Source organism: Stenotrophomonas indicatrix (assembly GCA_041545745.1).
GTDB lineage: Bacteria > Pseudomonadota > Gammaproteobacteria > Xanthomonadales > Xanthomonadaceae > Stenotrophomonas > Stenotrophomonas indicatrix_A.
The window spans coordinates 1219398-1236273 of the sequence record CP168152.1 but is presented as its reverse complement, the minus strand read 5'-3'; the positions used below and the strand labels follow the sequence as shown (position 1 = coordinate 1236273).

Annotated in this window: 17 protein-coding genes; 7 read left to right on the top strand and 10 right to left on the bottom strand. The window is 65.9% G+C overall.

All coding sequences use genetic code 11. The annotated features are described in order from the left end of the window. Positions 1-46: 46 nt before the first annotated feature. From ispH to murJ, 5 genes are all read right to left on the bottom strand, one after another. Entirely contained in the window at positions 47-997 is a 951-nt protein-coding gene (gene ispH / locus ACEF39_RS05690; RefSeq protein ID WP_500287249.1) for a 4-hydroxy-3-methylbut-2-enyl diphosphate reductase, read from the bottom strand. Positions 998-1024: 27 nt separating this feature from the next. Beyond that, entirely contained in the window at positions 1025-1549 is a 525-nt protein-coding gene (gene lspA, locus ACEF39_RS05685; protein WP_099783243.1) for a signal peptidase II, read from the bottom strand. Continuing rightward, entirely contained in the window at positions 1549-4383 is a 2835-nt protein-coding gene (gene ileS, locus ACEF39_RS05680; RefSeq protein WP_500287248.1) for an isoleucine--tRNA ligase, read from the bottom strand. Before ileS ends, lspA begins: the two co-directional genes overlap by 1 nt. Then, positions 4380-5327 (bottom strand): bifunctional riboflavin kinase/FAD synthetase, encoded by a 948-nt coding sequence (locus tag ACEF39_RS05675; protein ID WP_025873849.1) that lies wholly within the window; start codon positions 5325-5327, stop codon positions 4380-4382. The genes ileS and ACEF39_RS05675 overlap by 4 nt, the downstream gene beginning before the upstream one ends. Before the next feature lie 75 nt (positions 5328-5402). Further along, positions 5403-7007, bottom strand: a complete 1605-nt coding sequence (murJ, locus tag ACEF39_RS05670) for a murein biosynthesis integral membrane protein MurJ (protein ID WP_500287978.1) — start codon at positions 7005-7007, stop codon at positions 5403-5405. Positions 7008-7123: 116 nt separating this feature from the next. Here murJ and rpsT point away from each other — a divergent pair, with 116 nt between their 5' ends. Next, positions 7124-7393 (top strand): 30S ribosomal protein S20, encoded by a 270-nt coding sequence (rpsT, locus tag ACEF39_RS05665; RefSeq protein ID WP_025873851.1) that lies wholly within the window; start codon positions 7124-7126, stop codon positions 7391-7393. Between the two features lie 205 nt (positions 7394-7598). Here rpsT and obgE read toward each other — a convergent pair whose 3' ends face one another. The 4 genes from obgE to rplU are packed head-to-tail and all read right to left on the bottom strand — an operon-like array spanning position 7599 to position 9440. Beyond that, a complete protein-coding gene (obgE, locus tag ACEF39_RS05660; RefSeq protein WP_025873852.1) occupies positions 7599-8654 on the bottom strand; it encodes a GTPase ObgE in 1056 nt (351 codons plus the stop codon). Further along, a complete protein-coding gene (locus ACEF39_RS05655) occupies positions 8651-8788 on the bottom strand; it encodes a hypothetical protein (protein WP_157804331.1) in 138 nt (45 codons plus the stop codon). Before ACEF39_RS05655 ends, obgE begins: the two co-directional genes overlap by 4 nt. 59 nt (positions 8789-8847) lie before the next feature. After that, the gene (gene rpmA, locus ACEF39_RS05650; protein ID WP_025873853.1) at positions 8848-9111 is read right to left on the bottom strand and encodes a 50S ribosomal protein L27; all 264 of its coding nucleotides are present in this window, start codon (positions 9109-9111) and stop codon (positions 8848-8850) included. Between the two features lie 11 nt (positions 9112-9122). Beyond that, positions 9123-9440: a 50S ribosomal protein L21 gene (gene rplU / locus ACEF39_RS05645; protein ID WP_004148331.1), complete on the bottom strand. Its 318-nt coding sequence runs from the start codon at positions 9438-9440 to the stop codon at positions 9123-9125. Positions 9441-9759: 319 nt separating this feature from the next. Between rplU and uvrA the strand changes: the two genes are divergently transcribed. The 3 genes from uvrA to ACEF39_RS05630 are packed head-to-tail and all read left to right on the top strand — an operon-like array spanning position 9760 to position 13943. Beyond that, positions 9760-12759, top strand: coding sequence for an excinuclease ABC subunit UvrA (gene uvrA, locus ACEF39_RS05640; protein WP_500287247.1), 3000 nt, complete (start codon positions 9760-9762; stop codon positions 12757-12759). Further along, positions 12759-13166, top strand: coding sequence for an acyl-CoA thioesterase (locus tag ACEF39_RS05635; protein ID WP_089239570.1), 408 nt, complete (start codon positions 12759-12761; stop codon positions 13164-13166). The genes uvrA and ACEF39_RS05635 overlap by 1 nt, the downstream gene beginning before the upstream one ends. 51 nt (positions 13167-13217) lie before the next feature. Beyond that, positions 13218-13943: an enolase gene (locus ACEF39_RS05630; protein WP_500287246.1), complete on the top strand. Its 726-nt coding sequence runs from the start codon at positions 13218-13220 to the stop codon at positions 13941-13943. Positions 13944-14016: 73 nt separating this feature from the next. On the opposite strand, the gene ACEF39_RS05625 is transcribed toward ACEF39_RS05630, so the two are convergent. Then, complete coding sequence (locus ACEF39_RS05625) at positions 14017-14463, bottom strand: copper chaperone PCu(A)C (protein ID WP_500287245.1); 447 nt, start codon at positions 14461-14463, stop codon at positions 14017-14019. A 35-nt stretch (positions 14464-14498) separates the two neighbouring features. On the opposite strand from ACEF39_RS05625, the gene ACEF39_RS05620 reads away from it, so the two are divergent. The 3 genes from ACEF39_RS05620 (at position 14499) to ACEF39_RS05610 (ending at position 16838) form a co-directional block, all read left to right on the top strand. After that, positions 14499-15275, top strand: coding sequence for an enoyl-CoA hydratase/isomerase family protein (locus tag ACEF39_RS05620; protein ID WP_500287244.1), 777 nt, complete (start codon positions 14499-14501; stop codon positions 15273-15275). A 128-nt stretch (positions 15276-15403) separates the two neighbouring features. Next, the gene (tesB, locus tag ACEF39_RS05615) at positions 15404-16324 is read left to right on the top strand and encodes an acyl-CoA thioesterase II (protein WP_406779147.1); all 921 of its coding nucleotides are present in this window, start codon (positions 15404-15406) and stop codon (positions 16322-16324) included. A gap of 4 nt (positions 16325-16328) precedes the next feature. Continuing rightward, the gene (locus ACEF39_RS05610) at positions 16329-16838 is read left to right on the top strand and encodes a pathogenicity-like protein (RefSeq protein ID WP_500287243.1); all 510 of its coding nucleotides are present in this window, start codon (positions 16329-16331) and stop codon (positions 16836-16838) included. The last annotated feature ends 38 nt before the right edge of the window (positions 16839-16876 follow it).

Below are 16876 nucleotides of genomic sequence, written 5' to 3'. Positions count from 1 at the left end.
CGAAGCCGTGCGAACCAAGGTTTGCACCCACCAATAGCGCTGCCGGTCAGTCGACCAAGCGCAGGCGCAGTTCCTTCGGCAGCGCGAACACCATCGATTCCGGCTCGCCGTCCAGCTCACCGATTCCGGAAGCCCCCAGCTCGGCCAGACGCGCCAGCACGCCATCGACCAGCACCTGCGGTGCCGACGCACCGGCGGTCACGCCGATATGCTGCTTGCCGAGCACCCAGGCCGGGTCGATCTCGTGCGCACCGTCGATCAGGTAGCTCTCCACGCCTTCACGGCGGGCCAGCTCGCTCAGACGGTTGGAATTGGAGCTGTTCGGCGAACCGACCACCAGCACCAGGTCGCAGCGCTTGGCCAGGTCGCGCACGGCGTCCTGGCGGTTCTGCGTGGCGTAGCAGATGTCGTCGTTCTTCGGCCCCTGCATCGCCGGGAAGCGCGCGCGCATGGCTTCGATGATGCCGCGCGTATCGTCCACCGACAGCGTGGTCTGGGTGGTGTAGGCGAAGTTTTCCGGCTGGTTGATGTGCAGCGTGGCCACCTGCTCCACGTCCTCGACCAGGTAGATCTGGCCGGTGCCCGCTTCGCGGTTCCACTGGCCCATCGTGCCTTCCACTTCCGGATGGCCGGCATGGCCGATCAGCACCACGTCACGTCCGGCACGGCAGTGACGGGCGACTTCGAAATGAACCTTGGTCACCAGCGGACAGGTGGCGTCGAACACTTTCAGGCCACGACGCTCGGCTTCCAGGCGCACGGCCTGGGAAACACCATGGGCGCTGAAGATGACGGTGTTGTTGTCCGGCACTTCGTCGAGTTCTTCGACGAAGATTGCGCCGCGCTGCTTCAGGTCATCGACCACGAAGCGGTTGTGCACCACTTCATGGCGGACATAGATGGGCGCGCCCAGCGTTTCGATCGCGCGCTTGACGATCTCGATCGCACGATCGACACCGGCACAGAATCCACGCGGGTTGGCGAGCAGCACATCCATCAGTTCAGTCTCCCGGCAGCGGCCGGCTTACGGTTTCGGGTTGGCATTATCCGCCTTTTTGGCGGACTTGCCGTCGAACAGGCCAAACAGGGCGATGCCTACGGCACCCACCACGATGGCCGAATCGGCGATGTTGAACGACGGCCAGGCATGCTCGCCGACGTACCACTGGATGAAATCCACCACGTGGCCGTGCACCTGGCGGTCGATCACGTTGCCGATCGCACCACCGATGATCAGCGCGTACGGCACGGCGGCTTTCCAGTTGCCACGAGCGGTAGCGCGCAGCCACCAGGCCATCAGACCGCTGATCGCGATCGCCAGCACGGTGAAGAAGTGCTTCTGCCAGCCACCGGCATCGCTCAGGAAGCTGAACGCAGCCCCGGTGTTGTAGGTGCGGTACCAGTTCCAGAAGCCGTCGATAACCACCACCGGCTGGAACTCCGGCAGGCTCGACAGCACCCAGGCCTTCGACCACTGGTCCAGGCCGATGATGACTGCCGACAGCAGCAGCCAGATCAGCGCATTGGGATGCGGGCGCGCGGCGGCCATCAGAACCAGCTCCGCACTTCGCCGGCACCGGCGACGTTGGTCACGCAGCGGCCACACAGTTCCGGGTGGTCGGCATTGCTGCCAACGTCGGCACGGTGGTGCCAGCAGCGCACGCACTTGTTCTTCGTCGTCGGCTGCGCGCTGACGAACACCTCGTCGGTGGTCGCCGGACGCACCTGCACGTCGCCGCTGATGAACAGGAAGCGCAGTTCATCGGCCAGCGGCTGCCAGCGGGTCGCCTGCTCTTCGCTGGCGGCGATGGTGATCTCCGCTTCCAGCGCGGCACCGATCGCACCATTGGCGCGCATCGGCTCCAGCACCTTGGCCACCTGCTCGCGCAGGGCCAGCAGCTGGTCGAAGTCGGCCGCGTTGAGCTGTGCGTCGGCCGGCAGCGGAGCCAGGCCCTCGTACCAGGTAGTGAACAGCACGTGGCCGGCACGGTCGCCCGGCAGATACCCCCACAGCTCATCGGCGGTGAAGGTCAGGATCGGCGCCACCCAGCGGGTGAACGCTTCGGCGATGTGGTACATCGCGCTCTGCGCCGAACGACGACCGTCCGAATCGGTCGGCATCGTGTACAGGCGGTCCTTGGTCACGTCCAGGTACAGCGAACCCAGGTCCACGCTGCAGAAATTCAGCAGCAGCTGGACGATCTCGGCCATGTCGTAGTTGTCATACGCCGCCTCGATCTTCTCCTGCAGCTCCCAGGCGCGATGCACGATCCAGCGGTCCAGCGCGACCATCTCGTTGAGCGGGCGCAGGTGCTGGGCCGGATCGAAACCATCCAGGTTGCCCAGCAGGAAGCGGGCGGTGTTGCGCAGGCGACGGTAGGCGTCGGCGGTGCGCTTGAGGATTTCCTGCGACAGCGACATCTCGTTGCTGTAGTCGGCCGAGGCAATCCACAGGCGCAGGATGTCCGCGCCCAGCTTGTTCATGATTTCCTGCGGTTCGATGCCGTTGCCCAGCGACTTGGACATCTTGCGGCCGTGCTCGTCCACGGTGAAACCGTGGGTGAGGCACTGCTTGTACGGCGCGCGCTTGTCGATGGCCACGCCGGTCAGCAGCGAGGACTGGAACCAGCCGCGATGCTGGTCGGAGCCTTCCAGGTACAGGTCGGCCGGCTTGCCGAAGCCACGTGCGGCCAACACCGCCTCATGGGTCACGCCGGAATCGAACCAGACGTCGAGGATGTCGGTGACCTTCTCGTAGTCGGCCGCTTCAGCGCCCAGCAGTTCGGCCGCATCCAGCGAGTACCACACGTCGATGCCTTCGGCTTCAACGCGGTCGGCGACCTGCTGCATCAGCTCCACCGAACGCGGGTGGATCTCGCCGGTCTGGCGGTGGGTGAACAGTGCGATCGGCACGCCCCAGGTGCGCTGGCGCGAGATCGTCCAGTCCGGGCGGCCATCGACCATGCTCTGGATGCGCGCCTTGCCCCAGCTCGGGAACCAGCCGACGGTGTCGATGGCGGCCAGCGCATCGTTGCGCAGGTTGGCCTTGTCCATCGAGATGAACCACTGCGGGGTGGCGCGGAACACCAGCGGTGTCTTCTTGTGGCGCCAGCAGTGCGGATAGCTGTGCACGATTTCCACCGCCTTGAGCAGCGCGCCGCTGGCGGCCAGCACTTCGATGATCGGCTGCTGCGCCTTCCAGATGTGGGTACCGGCCAGCACCAGGTCACCGGCGGGCGGGGTGGACGCCAGGTACACGCCGGCACCGTCGACCGGATTGATCTGGCCAGCGTTGTACTTCTCCAGCAGGCCGTACTTCTGGCTGACCACGTAGTCTTCCTGGCCGTGGCCGGGGGCCGTGTGCACCGCACCGGTACCGTCCTCGTCGGACACGTGTTCGCCGTTGAGCACGAGGATCTCGCGCTCCGGATAGAACGGATGGATCAGCAGCTGGTTTTCCAGCGCCGAACCTTCGGCCTCACCGTGCAGCACCACCGCGTCCACGCCGTAACGCTGCAGCGAGCGCTCGGCCAGTGCAGCGGCCAGCACCAGCCAACGGCGCTTGCCCTTGTGCGCCGGGCCTTCGGCCAGCACGTAGCGGATGTCCGCGCCCAGCGACACCGCCAGCGAAGCCGGCAGCGTCCACGGCGTGGTGGTCCAGATCGGCACGGCCACTTCCACGTCGGCCGGCAGGCTGACGCCGAACGCCTGCGCCACCGCCTGCGCATCACGCGCGGCGTAGGCGACGTCGATCGCCGGCGAGGTCTTCTCGTGGTACTCGATCTCAGCCTCGGCCAGTGCCGAGCCGCAGTCGAAGCACCAGTACACCGGCTTGGCGCCGCGCAGCAGATGGCCGTTGGCCACGATCTTGGACAGCGCGCGGATCTCGTTGGCCTCGAAATCGAAGCTCAGGGTCTTGTACGGGTTGTCCCAGTCGCCGGTGACGCCCAGGCGCTTGAAGTCGGCACGCTGGATGTCGATCTGTTCCTCGGCGAATTCGCGGCACTTCTGCCGGAACTCGACCGCATCGAGCTTCACCCCGACCTTGCCCCACTTCTTCTCCACCGCGATTTCGATCGGCAGGCCATGGCAGTCCCAGCCCGGCACATAGGGCGCATCGAAGCCGGCCAGGTAGCGCGACTTGACGATGATGTCCTTGAGGATCTTGTTGACCGCATGGCCCAGGTGGATGCGCGCATTGGCGTACGGCGGGCCGTCGTGCAGCACGAACAGCGGGCGGCCGGCGGCGTTGTCGCGCAGCTGCTGGTAGAGCCCCTGCTCTTCCCAGCGCGCCAGAATGCCCGGCTCGCGCTTGGGCAGGTCGCCGCGCATCGGGAATTCGGTGGCCGGCAGGTTGAGGGTGGTCTTGTAGTCCTGGCTCACGCAGTGGCTCGCAATCTATGTTCGGAAAGGATGGCACGCGCCTGTTCGGCGTCGCGGTGCATCTGGTCGGTCAGCGCCGCCAGATCGTTGAATTTCTCTTCGTCACGCAGCTTGGCAACGAATTCGACTTCGATGTGGCGCCCGTACAGGTCGCCCTGGAAATCGAATAGATGCGCTTCCAGCAGCGGCTCCACGCCGTCCACGGTCGGCCGGGTGCCGAAACTGGACACCGACGGCCACGGCTGGTCGAACACCCCGTGCACCCAGGTCGCGTAGATGCCCGACAGTGCCGGGGTCTTCGGGAACCGCAGGTTGGCGGTGGGGAAGCCCAGCGTACGGCCGAGCTGGCGCCCGCGCACCACCCGCCCGCTGATCGAATAGGGACGACCCAGCAGGTCGCCGACGCGGGCGAAGTCGCCTTCCTGCAGCAGCTGGCGGATCCGGGTGCTGGAGATGCGATCACCATGCAGATCGACCGCTTCGATTTCGCCAGCGCTGAAACCGAGCTCGGCGCCCAGCGCCTGCAGCAGGGCCAGATCGCCACGGCGACGGTTGCCGAAACAGAACTCCGGCCCGATCCAGACCTCACGGGCGTTCAGGCGCTGGGCCAGCAGCTGGCGCACGAAGGTTTCGGCCGGCATCGCCGCCATCGCCGCGTCGAAGCGCAGCAGGCCGATCGCATCGACGCCCAGTTCGTGCAGGATCTCGACCTTGCTGCGGGCCAGGGTCAACCGCGGCGGCGGCGTACCCTGGGCGAAGAACTCACGCGGCAGGGGCTCGAAGGCCACCGCCACCGCAGCCACACCCAAGGCGCGCGCACGCGCGACCGCGTGCCGCACCAGCGCACGATGGCCCAGGTGGAGGCCGTCGAATGCACCGATGCAGACCACGCTTCCGTTGGGGAACAACTCCCCGCCCTCGACGCTTCTGAACAGCCTGCTCATCAACTCTCGTTCCGGCCGGCCGCAGCCCGCCCCTTCAATGGTGTAACCCTGAAGTATAGCCGCCGGGAGCCACGATCAATGCCCACGCAGGTCGCGCGGACGGAAGCCCATCGCCACCATCGCCAGCAGGTAGGTCATCCCGCCACCGCCGACCAGCAGGCCGAGGGCGCCGATCCGTTCCCACACGCCCATCGACGAGAAGCCCGGCAGCCAGTACAGCAGGGCCAGCAGCACGCCGACCATCGCCGTGCACGCCAGCAGCAGACGCAGCAGGTAGCCGCCCCAGCCCGGGCGCCGCTGGTAGACATCGGTCTTGCCCAGCCAGTACCAGAGCAGCCCCAGGTTCAGGTAACTGGACAGCGCGCTGGCAATGCCCAGCGCCAGGTGCAGGCCGGGTTGCTTGCCAAGGGCGGCCATCACCCCCTGCGCTTTCAGCTCATCGGGCACCATCACCTGGTACAGCACCGCCAGCAGGGCGAAATTGAACACCATGTTGGCCACCAGCGCGGCGACACCGGCACGCACCGGCGTCCTGGTGTCCTGGCGCGCATAGAAGGCTGGCAGCACCACTTTCAGCAGCGCGAAGGCCGGCAGGCCGAAGCTCAGGCCGTACACCGACAGCGCCGTCATGCGGGTGTCGAAGGCGGTGAACTGGCCGTGCTGGAAGATCGTGGAGATCAGCGGCTCGGCCAGCAGCAGCAGGCCCAGCATGGCCGGCACCGAGATCAGCAGGGTCATGCGCAGGCCCCAGTCCAGCGAGCGTGAGAAGCCTTCGCGGTCGGTGCTGACATGGTGCCGGGCCAGCGCCGGCAGGATCACCGTGCCCAGGGCCACGCCGAACACGCCCAGCGGCAGTTCCAGGAAGCGATCGGCCAGCGACAGCCAGGACTGCGAGCCATCGGTCAGCTTGGCGGCGATGACGGTATCCAGCAACAGGTTGATCTGTGCCACTGACGAGCCGAACAGGGTCGGCACCATCAGCGTCATCACCTTGCGCACGCCCGGATGGTTCCAGCCCCAGCGCGGCAGGGTCAGCAGGTCGATGCCCTTCAACGAAGGCAGCTGGAACAGCAGCTGCAGCAGGCCGGCGGCCAGCACGGCCCAGCCGAGGGCGAGGATCTGCTTTTCCGGTGTGCCGCCCAGCCGCGGCGCCAGCCACAGCGCGCCGGCGATCATGCACAGGTTGAGGATGACCGGGGTCAGCGCCGGCATCGCGAAGCGCTGGAAACTGTTCAGCGCACCGCCGGCCAGGGCGGTCAGCGAGACGAACAGCAGGAACGGGAAGGTCAGGCGGAACAGGTCGATCAGCAGGCCCTGCTTGGCAGGGTCGGTGTCGACGCCACTGGCGAAGACCGAAGCCAGCTGCGGCGCGAAGATCAGCGCCAGTGCCGTGACCAGCATCAGCACGCCGCCCAAGGTGCCGGCGGTGCGGGCCATCAGTTCACGCAGCTCGGCGTGGCTGCGGGTTTCCTTCACCTCGGTGAACACCGGCACGAATGCGGTGGCAAAGGAGCCCTCGGCGAACAGCCGGCGCAGGAAATTGGGTATCCTGAAGGCGACCCAGAAAGCATCGGTGATGGCGTTGGTGCCGAAGGTCGAGGTCACCACCTGGTCCCGGACCAGGCCGAGAACCCGCGAGACCATGGTCATGCTGCTGAACGACAGCAGGCCCCGCAACATCTTGGGTGAACTCACTCAACGTCCCTCTTGACAATCGACTTGACGTACATTTCTTACGCCATCATACTAGCTAGCTTGCTGTTCCCATAACACCGATTTTTCAGGAAACCACCACCGTGGCCAATATCAAGTCCGCCAAGAAGCGCGCCAAGCAGACCGTCGTGCGCAACGCGCGCAACGTGGCTCAGCGCTCGATGCTGCGCACCGCTGTCAAGAAAGTGATCAAGGCGCTGGACGCCAACGATGCCGCCGGCGCTCAAGCCGCCTTCGCCGTTGCCCAGCCGATCCTGGATCGTTTCAGCGCGCGTGGCCTGATCCACAAGAACAAGGCTGCTCGCCACAAGAGCCGCCTGAACGACCGCATCAAGGCCCTCCAGGCCGCCTGATCCGGTTGGTTGCTGGAGCCCCGGCTCCGGCAGCACGCAAAAGCCCGGCTTCGGCCGGGTTTTTTGTTGCCTGCAATCTGGCGCCCGGCGCTACCGATGCCCGGGGTCAGATCCCTTTTCCGCAGGAAAAGGGATCTGACCCCATTCGGCGGCCAACAAAAAACCCGGCCGAAGCCGGGTTTTTTCGCGGGAACCACAACAGGCATTACTGCGCGTTGCGGGCCGCCTCGAGCTCGTCTTCCTTCTGGCGATCGAAGAACGCCATGATCCGGCTCATGATCGGGAAGGTACCTTCGCGACCCAGTGCGGACACCAGGAACCACGGCTCCTTCCAGCCCAGCTCGGCAACGATCTTCTCGGCGGCGGCCTTGGCCTCGTCCTCGAACATCAGGTCAGCCTTGTTCAGCACCAGCCAGCGCGGCTTGGCCAGCAGCTCCGGATCGTGTTTTTCCAGTTCGCGCTCGATGGCACGCACCTGCTCGACCGGGGAAACGCCTTCCACGCCACCTTCCATCGGCGAGATGTCGACGAGGTGCAGCAGCAGGCGGGTGCGCTGCAGGTGGCGCAGGAACTGCGCGCCCAGGCCGGCACCGTCGGCCGCACCTTCGATCAGGCCCGGAATATCGGCGATCACGAAGCTGCGGTAGTTCTCCACCTTCACCACACCCAGGTTCGGGTACAGCGTGGTGAACGGGTAATCGGCCACCTTCGGCGTCGCCGCCGAGACCGCACGGATCAAAGTGCTCTTGCCGGCATTGGGGAAGCCCAGCAGGCCGACGTCGGCCAGCAGCTTCAACTCTAGCTTCAGCGTGCGCTCTTCACCCGGCTCACCCGGCAGCGCCTGGCGCGGCGAGCGGTTGGTGGAGCTCTTGAAATGCATGTTGCCGAGGCCGCCGCGGCCGCCCTTGGCCACCAGCAAGCGGTCGCCGTGCTGGGTCAGGTCGCCGATGATTTCATCGGTGGCCACGTTGATGATCACGGTGCCGACCGGCACGGTGATGACCATGTCTTCGCCGCCCTTGCCATAGGCCTGGCGGCCCATGCCGTTCTCGCCGCGCTGCGCCTTGAAGATGCGGTCATGGCGGAAGTCGACCAGGGTGTTGAGGTTTTCGTCGGCGCGGATCCACACGCTGCCGCCCGCACCGCCGTCGCCGCCGTCCGGGCCGCCGAGCGGAATGAACTTCTCGCGACGGAAGCCAATGCAGCCGTTGCCGCCGTTGCCGGCGAACACTTCGATTTCTGCTTCGTCTACCAGTTTCATTGTTTCGATGCCTGCGATGGGCGCGGCATGCACGCCGCCACCTTGATGTAGTGCCGGCCGCTGGCCGACAACCGGGCGATGCCCGTTTTACCATTGATTCCAACGAAAAGCCCCGCCGAAGCGGGGCTCTTCATGCAGCGAGCTCTTCATCCAGCACGGCCATGCCGAGGCATGGGCGCCGGACGCAGCCTTATCAGGCTTCGACCGAGACGACGCTGACGGTGCGACGCTTCTTCGGGCCCTTCACGGTGAACTCCACCTTGCCGTCCGTCAGGGCGAACAGGGTGTGGTCACGGCCGAGGCCGACGCCGGTGCCCGGGTGGAACTGGGTGCCGCGCTGACGCACGATGATGTTGCCGGCTTCGATGGCCTGGCCGCCGAAGATCTTGACGCCGAGGTACTTCGGGTTGGAGTCGCGACCGTTGCGCGAAGAGCCTACGCCTTTTTTATGTGCCATGACCTATCTCCTTACTTGCTGCCACCGGCAATGCCGGTGATCTCGATTTCGGTGTAGTACTGACGGTGACCCTGGCGCTTCATGTGGTGCTTACGGCGACGGAACTTGATGATCCGGACCTTGTCGGCACGACCCTGGGACAGGACGGTGGCAGTGACCGCAGCGCCGCTCAGGGCGTCGCCGATCTTGATGCCATCGCTGTCGCCGAGCAGCAGGATGTTGTCGAACTTGATCTCGCTGCCGACTTCGACTTCGAGCTTTTCAATGCGGAGCTTTTCGCCCTGCGCCACGCGGTATTGCTTACCGCCGGTGACCAGTACTGCGTACATGACCAGACTTCCTCTGTAGTTATTGTGGTCTATGGACTGCCGCCGTCGAGGGCGGACAGGAGCGGAATTGTACGTGGACCAGCGGGGACGGGTCAAGTCAACCACTGAACGACTCTGGAGGCCGGGCCGGAACCGGGTCAGATCCCTTTTCACCACGTGAAAAGGGATCTGACCCCTGCCTGTCGGCCGGTCTCACGAGGTGAGACACCGGGCTGGCATTGTCGCCCATTGCCCCCATCTGGTCACCTCGGTAGGCTGACCGATTGCCGCCCTTTCGCTGGCCCGGCGGCCCAGCCACGCCCCCACAACCGGATTCCCCATGGCGATGGATTTCATCCGCATCCGCGGCGCGCGGACGCACAACCTCAAGAACATCGACCTCGACCTGCCTCGCGACAAACTGATCGTGATCACCGGCCTGTCCGGTTCGGGCAAGTCGTCGCTGGCGTTCGACACCATCTATGCCGAGGGCCAGCGGCGTTACGTCGAGTCCCTGTCGGCGTATGCGCGGCAGTTCCTGAGCGTGATGGAAAAGCCGGACCTGGACCATATCGAAGGCCTGTCCCCGGCGATCTCGATCGAGCAGAAGTCGACCTCGCACAACCCGCGCTCGACGGTCGGCACGATCACCGAGATCTACGACTACCTGCGCCTGCTGTACGCACGTGTCGGCACCCCGCGCTGCCCCGACCACGGCTACCCGCTGGAAGCACAGACGGTCAGCCAGATGGTCGACCACATGCTGACGCTGGACCCGGAACAGCGGTACATGCTGCTGGCGCCGGTGATCCGCGATCGCAAGGGCGAGCACGCACAGGTGTTCGACCAGCTGCGTGCGCAGGGTTTCGTGCGTGTACGCGTCGATGGCGAGCTGTACGAAATCGATGCGGTGCCGCCGCTGGCACTGCGCCAGAAGCACACCATCGAAGCGGTGATCGATCGCTTCCGCCCGCGCGAAGACATCAAGCAGCGCCTGGCCGAGAGCTTCGAAACGGCCTTGAAGCTGGGTGATGGCATGGCGTCGGTGCAGTCGCTGGACGACGCCGGTGCGACCCCTACCCTGTTCTCGTCCAAGTATTCCTGCCCGGTCTGCGACTACTCGCTGCCCGAACTGGAGCCGCGCCTGTTCTCGTTCAACGCACCGATGGGCGCCTGCCCCGGCTGCGACGGACTGGGCATGGCCGAGTTCTTCGATCCCTCGCGCGTGGTGGTGCATCCCGAGCTGTCGTTGGCGGCCGGTGCCGTGCGCGGCTGGGATCGCCGCAACGCCTATTACTTCCAGCTGATCGCCTCGCTGGCCAAGCACTACAGGTTCGACACCGACGCGGCGTGGAACTCGCTGCCGGCCAAGGTGCAGCAGGCCGTGCTGTATGGCAGTGGCGAGGAAGCAATCACCTTCACCTATTTCACCGAGGCCGGTGGCCGCACCCAGCGCAAGCATCGCTTCGAAGGCATCATTCCCAACCTCGAACGCCGCTACAAGGAAACCGAATCGGCGGCGGTGCAGGAAGAGCTCGGCAAGTACATCAGCGAGCATGCCTGCCCCGAGTGCAACGGCGCACGCCTGAACAAGGCCGCGCGCAACGTGTTCGTGGCCGACCGCCCGCTGCCGGAACTGGTGGTGCTGCCGATCGATGAGGCCCTGAAGTTCTTCAGCGAACTGAGCCTGCCGGGCTGGCGCGGCGAGATCGCTGCGAAGATCGTCAAGGAGATCGGCGAACGCCTCGGCTTCCTGGTCGACGTCGGCCTGGATTACCTGACCCTGGAGCGCAAAGCCGACACCCTGTCCGGTGGCGAGGCGCAGCGCATCCGTCTGGCCAGCCAGATCGGTGCCGGCCTGGTGGGCGTTATGTACGTGCTCGATGAGCCGTCCATCGGCCTGCACCAGCGTGACAACGAGCGCCTGCTGGGCACCCTCACCCGCCTGCGCGACCTCGGCAACACGGTGATCGTGGTCGAGCATGACGAAGATGCGATCCGCCTGGCCGACTACGTGCTGGACATCGGTCCGGGCGCGGGCGTGCATGGCGGCGAGATCGTCGGCCAGGGCAGCCTGCAGGACCTTCTCGATGCACCGCGCTCGCTGACCGGCCAGTATCTGTCGGGCAAGCGCGCGATCAAGATCCCGGCGCGCCGGCACAAGCCGAACCCGAAGATGACGCTGCATCTGCGTGGCGCCACCGGCAACAACCTGAAAGGCGTGGACCTGGCCATCCCGGCGGGGCTGCTGACCTGTGTGACCGGCGTGTCCGGCTCGGGCAAGTCGACCCTGATCAACGACACCCTGTTCTCACTGGCCGCCAACGAGATCAACGGCGCCTCGCACCCGATCGCCCCTTACAAGGAGATCGATGGCCTGGACCTGTTCGACAAGGTGGTGGACATCGACCAGTCGCCGATCGGCCGCACCCCGCGTTCGAACCCGGCCACCTACACCGGCCTGTTCACCCCTCTGCGCGAACTGTTCGCACAGGTTCCCGAATCGCGTGCGCGCGGCTATTCGCCGGGGCGCTTCAGTTTCAACGTGCGTGGTGGCCGCTGCGAGGCCTGCCAAGGCGATGGCCTGATCAAGGTCGAGATGCACTTCCTGCCCGACGTGTACGTTCCCTGCGACGTCTGCCATGGCAAGCGCTACAACCGCGAAACGCTGGAGATCCTGTACAAGGGCTTCAACATCAACGACGTGCTGGAAATGACCGTCGAAGATGCATTGAAGCTGTTCGAGCCGGTGCCGTCCATCGCCCGCAAGCTGGAAACCCTGGTCGATGTCGGCCTGAGCTACATCAAGCTGGGCCAGAGCGCGACCACGCTGTCCGGCGGTGAAGCACAGCGCGTGAAGCTGTCCAAGGAACTGTCGCGCCGCGATACCGGCCGCACCCTGTACATCCTCGACGAGCCGACCACCGGCCTGCATTTCCACGACATCGAAGCGCTGCTCGGCGTGCTGCACAAGCTGCGCGACGAGGGCAACACGGTGGTGGTGATCGAGCACAACCTGGACGTCATCAAAACCGCGGACTGGATCGTCGACCTGGGTCCGGAAGGCGGTCATCGCGGCGGCACCGTCTTGGTGACCGGTACGCCGGAAGACGTGGCTGCATGCCCGGATTCGTATACCGGCCAGTTCCTCGCCCGGATGCTGCCCTCCACCAATGCGCGACCGGACCAGCCGGCCGCCGTGGCCAACAAGCCCGATGCGCGCCCGCCGCGCAAGGTGAAGCCTGAAAAGCCGGCGAAGAAGGCAGCGGCCGCCAAGAGCACCGGCAAGGCCAGCAAGACCGCCGCGGCCGGCGGCACCAAGAAGAAAAAGGACGCCTGATGAGCAGCGAACACAAGATCCTGGCCCGCATTCCGATCAGCGTGCGCTGGCGCGACATGGACAGCATGGGCCACGTCAACAACGCCAAGTACATCTCCTACCTGGAAGAGGCACGCGTGCGCTGGATGCTGGGCGTGGAAGGCGTGTCGATGACCGACCGCATCGCACCGGTGGTGGCTGCCACCAACGTCAACTACCGGTTGCCGATCGTGTGGCCCAACGACATCCTGGTCGAGTTGTTCGTCGAGCGTCTGGGCAACAGCAGCGTGACCATCGGTCATCGCATCGTCGACCAGCAGGATGAGTCGAGGCTGTATTCGGACGGCAACGTGGTGGTGGTGTGGATGGACACGCAGACCGGCAAGAGTGCGCCACTGCCGGACGCGATCCGCAACGCTTCCAGCTGAAGGTGGTGCCGGCCGCTGGCCGGCACGACCGACACCCTTCAAAGGACTGACATGATCCACCAGACTGAACTGCGCGACCTGCTGCCCGGCATGGTCCCCTTCCCCGTCGATGTGTTCCCCGATGACCAGGCTTGGCTTGGCCAGCACCTGCTGCCGTTGCTGAAGATCGACCTCGGCGTGCTGCGCCCGGAACTGGCCGGCAGCGTGGCCACCATGCTGTGCCCGATCGAACCCTACGACGGCTGCATCGGCGAAACCACCGAAGACCACCACAACGCGTTCACCGGCACCAACTGGATCGCCTTTGAATTGACCGCCGACAACCGCATGCGTTTCCTCGGTGAGGAGGGCTACTTCATCGGCGACCAGGTGCAGGACAACGACGCGCTGGAGCACATCACCGAGATGCGCGGGAGCTACAACAAGGCACGCGCGTACTTCCAGCAGCATGGACGCCTGGCCAGCTATTCGCGCTATGGCGATGGCGAGCCTGGCGAGCAGGCCTGCCTGGACGTGCTGGGCGGGCAGATCTCGACCGGCAACTGGATTGAAACCGCGGAGATTCCCGCCGCCTTCGCGCTGCAGTTCACCGAGGCTGCCGACGACCGCCATGCGCCTGACGATGCCGAGTGCGCGATCATCACCCGCGATGGAAACAAGTTCTTCGCCGTGGCAGAAGTGGCCGGCTACAATTGGTGTGCAACCGGTGCCGATGCGATCGTGATGCTGTACGAGCCGGAAAGCCGCACGGTGCTGTTCTCGTACGACTGGTCGTAAGCCTCGTCGGTAGTGCCGGCCGCTGGCCGGCAATCAGCTGTGCTGCCGGCCAGCGGCCGGCACTACCCCATCTTCATTTCGCGGCCTTGCGCACTATCAGGGCCGTGCTGACTTCGGTGCCACCCTCCAGTTGCACCTGCAGCCACACCGGCTGCCCCTCCTCCAATACGCGCCTGCCGTCCATCAACATCAGGTGCAGGCCGCCGGGCTTGAGTACGGCGCGTTCGCCCGGCGCTAGTGGCAGACGCTCAACGGCACGCATGCGGCTGACCCCGTCGACGATCCGGGTCTCGTGCAACGACACATCACCGAAACTCGCACTGCGCGCACCGATGATGGTCACCGCAGTGGCGCAGCCGTTGCGGATCACGCCATAGCCGGCGGTCATCGGCATCGTCGGATTCGGCGGCATCCGCGCCCAGCCCTGTTCCACCGTCACGCAGCCCTGTTCCGCCGCCGACGCCGATGTTGCAAGCGCACACAGCACGAACAGTACGCCAACGCATGGTTTGGTTATCATCGCCCAGGTTCCTTCTTCGCAACGAGACCCGCAGCATGACGACGCTCATCGAGGTGATCAACCATGGCCCCATCCGCGAACTGCGGCTGGCGCGGCCGCCGGTCAACGCACTGGACACCGAGCTGTGCCGGCAGTTGATCCATGCCATCGAACTGGCGATGGCCGAGGACGCGCACGGCATCGTGCTGTCGGGCAGCGAGCGCATCTTCACCGGCGGCATGGACGTACCTCATCTGCTCTCGCATGGTGATGACAAGCACAAGCTGCTGGACACCTGGAACGCATTCTTCGGCGCTGTACGTACGCTGGCCGAGAGCCGCATCCCGGTGGTTGCGGCGATCACTGGCCATGCACCGGCGGGCGGCTGCGTGCTGGCACTGTGCTGCGACTACCGGGTGATGGCACGCAGTGCCGATCCGGCGCGCCCCTACGCCATCGGCCTGAACGAAGTGCAGGTCGGCCTGATCGCACCGGAAGGCATCCAGCGCCTGTTGCGCCGTGCCGTGGGTGCACACCGCTCCAGTGTCCTGCTGGCCACCGGCGCGCTGGTACCGGCCGAACAGGCCCTGCAGATCGGCCTGGTCGATGAACTGGTTGATGGCGAGCTGGTGGCGGCACGTGCGGTGGCCTGGCTGCAGGACCTGCTGAAGCAGCCGCGGCAGCCGATGCTGCTGACCCGTGCCATCGCCCGCGCCGAGCTGCACGACGCCCTGCACCCGGACCTGATCCAGCTCGACCGCTTCGTCGAGGCCTGGTTCGCCCCGGATGCGCAGAACGCACTGCATGCACTGGTCGCCCGCCTCGGCAAGTAAACGGTAGTGCCGGCCGCTGGCCGGCAACCGCAGGCATCCCGGGAGGATCACGAGGCTGCCGGCCAGCGGCCGGCACTACCGCTGATGGGCTGGCCGGCACCGGTATAATCGAGCCCTCTTTCATCGCTGTGGCCGCCCCCTTGAACGACACGCCCGAACCCGTCGTCTCCGAGCTGATCGATCTGCTCACCCTGGAGCGGCTGGAGGACAACCTGTTCCGCGGCCAGAGCCGCGACATCGGCACCAAGTACGTGTTTGGCGGGCAGGTGCTGGGCCAGGCCCTGGCGGCCGCCCAGGCCACGGTCGACAACGGTCGCCATGTGCATTCGCTGCATGCCTATTTCCTGCGCGCCGGCAACATCGACCATCCGATCGTCTACGACGTCGACCGTACCCGCGACGGCGGCAGCTTCTCGGTGCGCCGGGTGACCGCCATCCAGCACGGCAAGGTGATCTTCTTCTGCGCCGCCTCGTTCCAACAGGCCGAATCCGGTGCCGAGCACCAGCACAAGATGCCCGAAGTGCCACAGCCGGAAGACATCGAACCTAACCGGCCGTTGCCTGCCGAAGTGCTGGAGCGCCTGCCGATCAAGGTGCAGCGCTGGCTGTCGCGCGGCGGTCCGTTCGAGTTCCGCCACGTATATCCGCGCGATGAGCTGAACCCGCCCAAGCGCCCGCCCTACCACCAGGTCTGGCTGCGCTTGAGCGAGCGTGTAGGCGATGCTCCCGAGCTGCACCAGGCGCTGCTGGCCTACGCGTCGGACTTCCACCTGCTGGGCACGGCGACCTTCCCGCACGGCATCAGCTACTACCATCCGCACGTGCAGATGGCTTCGCTGGACCACGCGATCTGGTTCCACCGCCCGTTCCGCGCCGACGATTGGCTGCTGTACTCGCTGGACAGCCCCAGTGCGCAGGATTCGCGCGGCCTGGCCCGCGGCCAGTTCTTTACCCGTGATGGCGTACTGGTTGCCAGCACCGCCCAGGAAGGCTTGATCCGCGTGGTTCCGGACCAGGCAGCAGCGGCCGCCGTGCCGGCCAAGGATTGATCAGATGCGTCAGATTTTCAGCAGCCAGCGCGTGGAAACCGTGGAAGGCGTGGCCGAGCTCCTGCGCAGCCACGACATCCAGGTGAAGGTCACCAACGGGCGCTCGTACAAGACCCGGCGCCGAGGCCAGTTCAGCTATACCGACCTGGGCAATGCCGGCGCCTACCCGGCAGTCTGGGTCGTGCGCGCCGACGACCAGCCGCGCGCGCGCGAAATCCTGCGCGACGCCCGCCTGCTCGACACCACCCGCCGTGACCACCCGACCGCCGAATTCGCCTTCCGCGATGATGTGCAGGAAAGTGCCGGTGGTCGTGGCTGGGCCTGGCGCATCCGCATCGCCCTGCTGGTTGTGATCGCCGGCGTGGCGCTGGTGATCGGCCTGCGCCATCGCGGCGCCCCTGCCCCCGCCGCCCCGGTGCCCGCCCCGCAGGCCCAGCCGCAGCAAGCCCAGCCGACCGCACCGGCACCGCCGGAAGAAGAGGAAGTGCGGGTCCGCATCCAGCCGGCGAAGTAGTGCCGGCCGCTGGCCGGCAACAGCCCGCCGAATGGGCT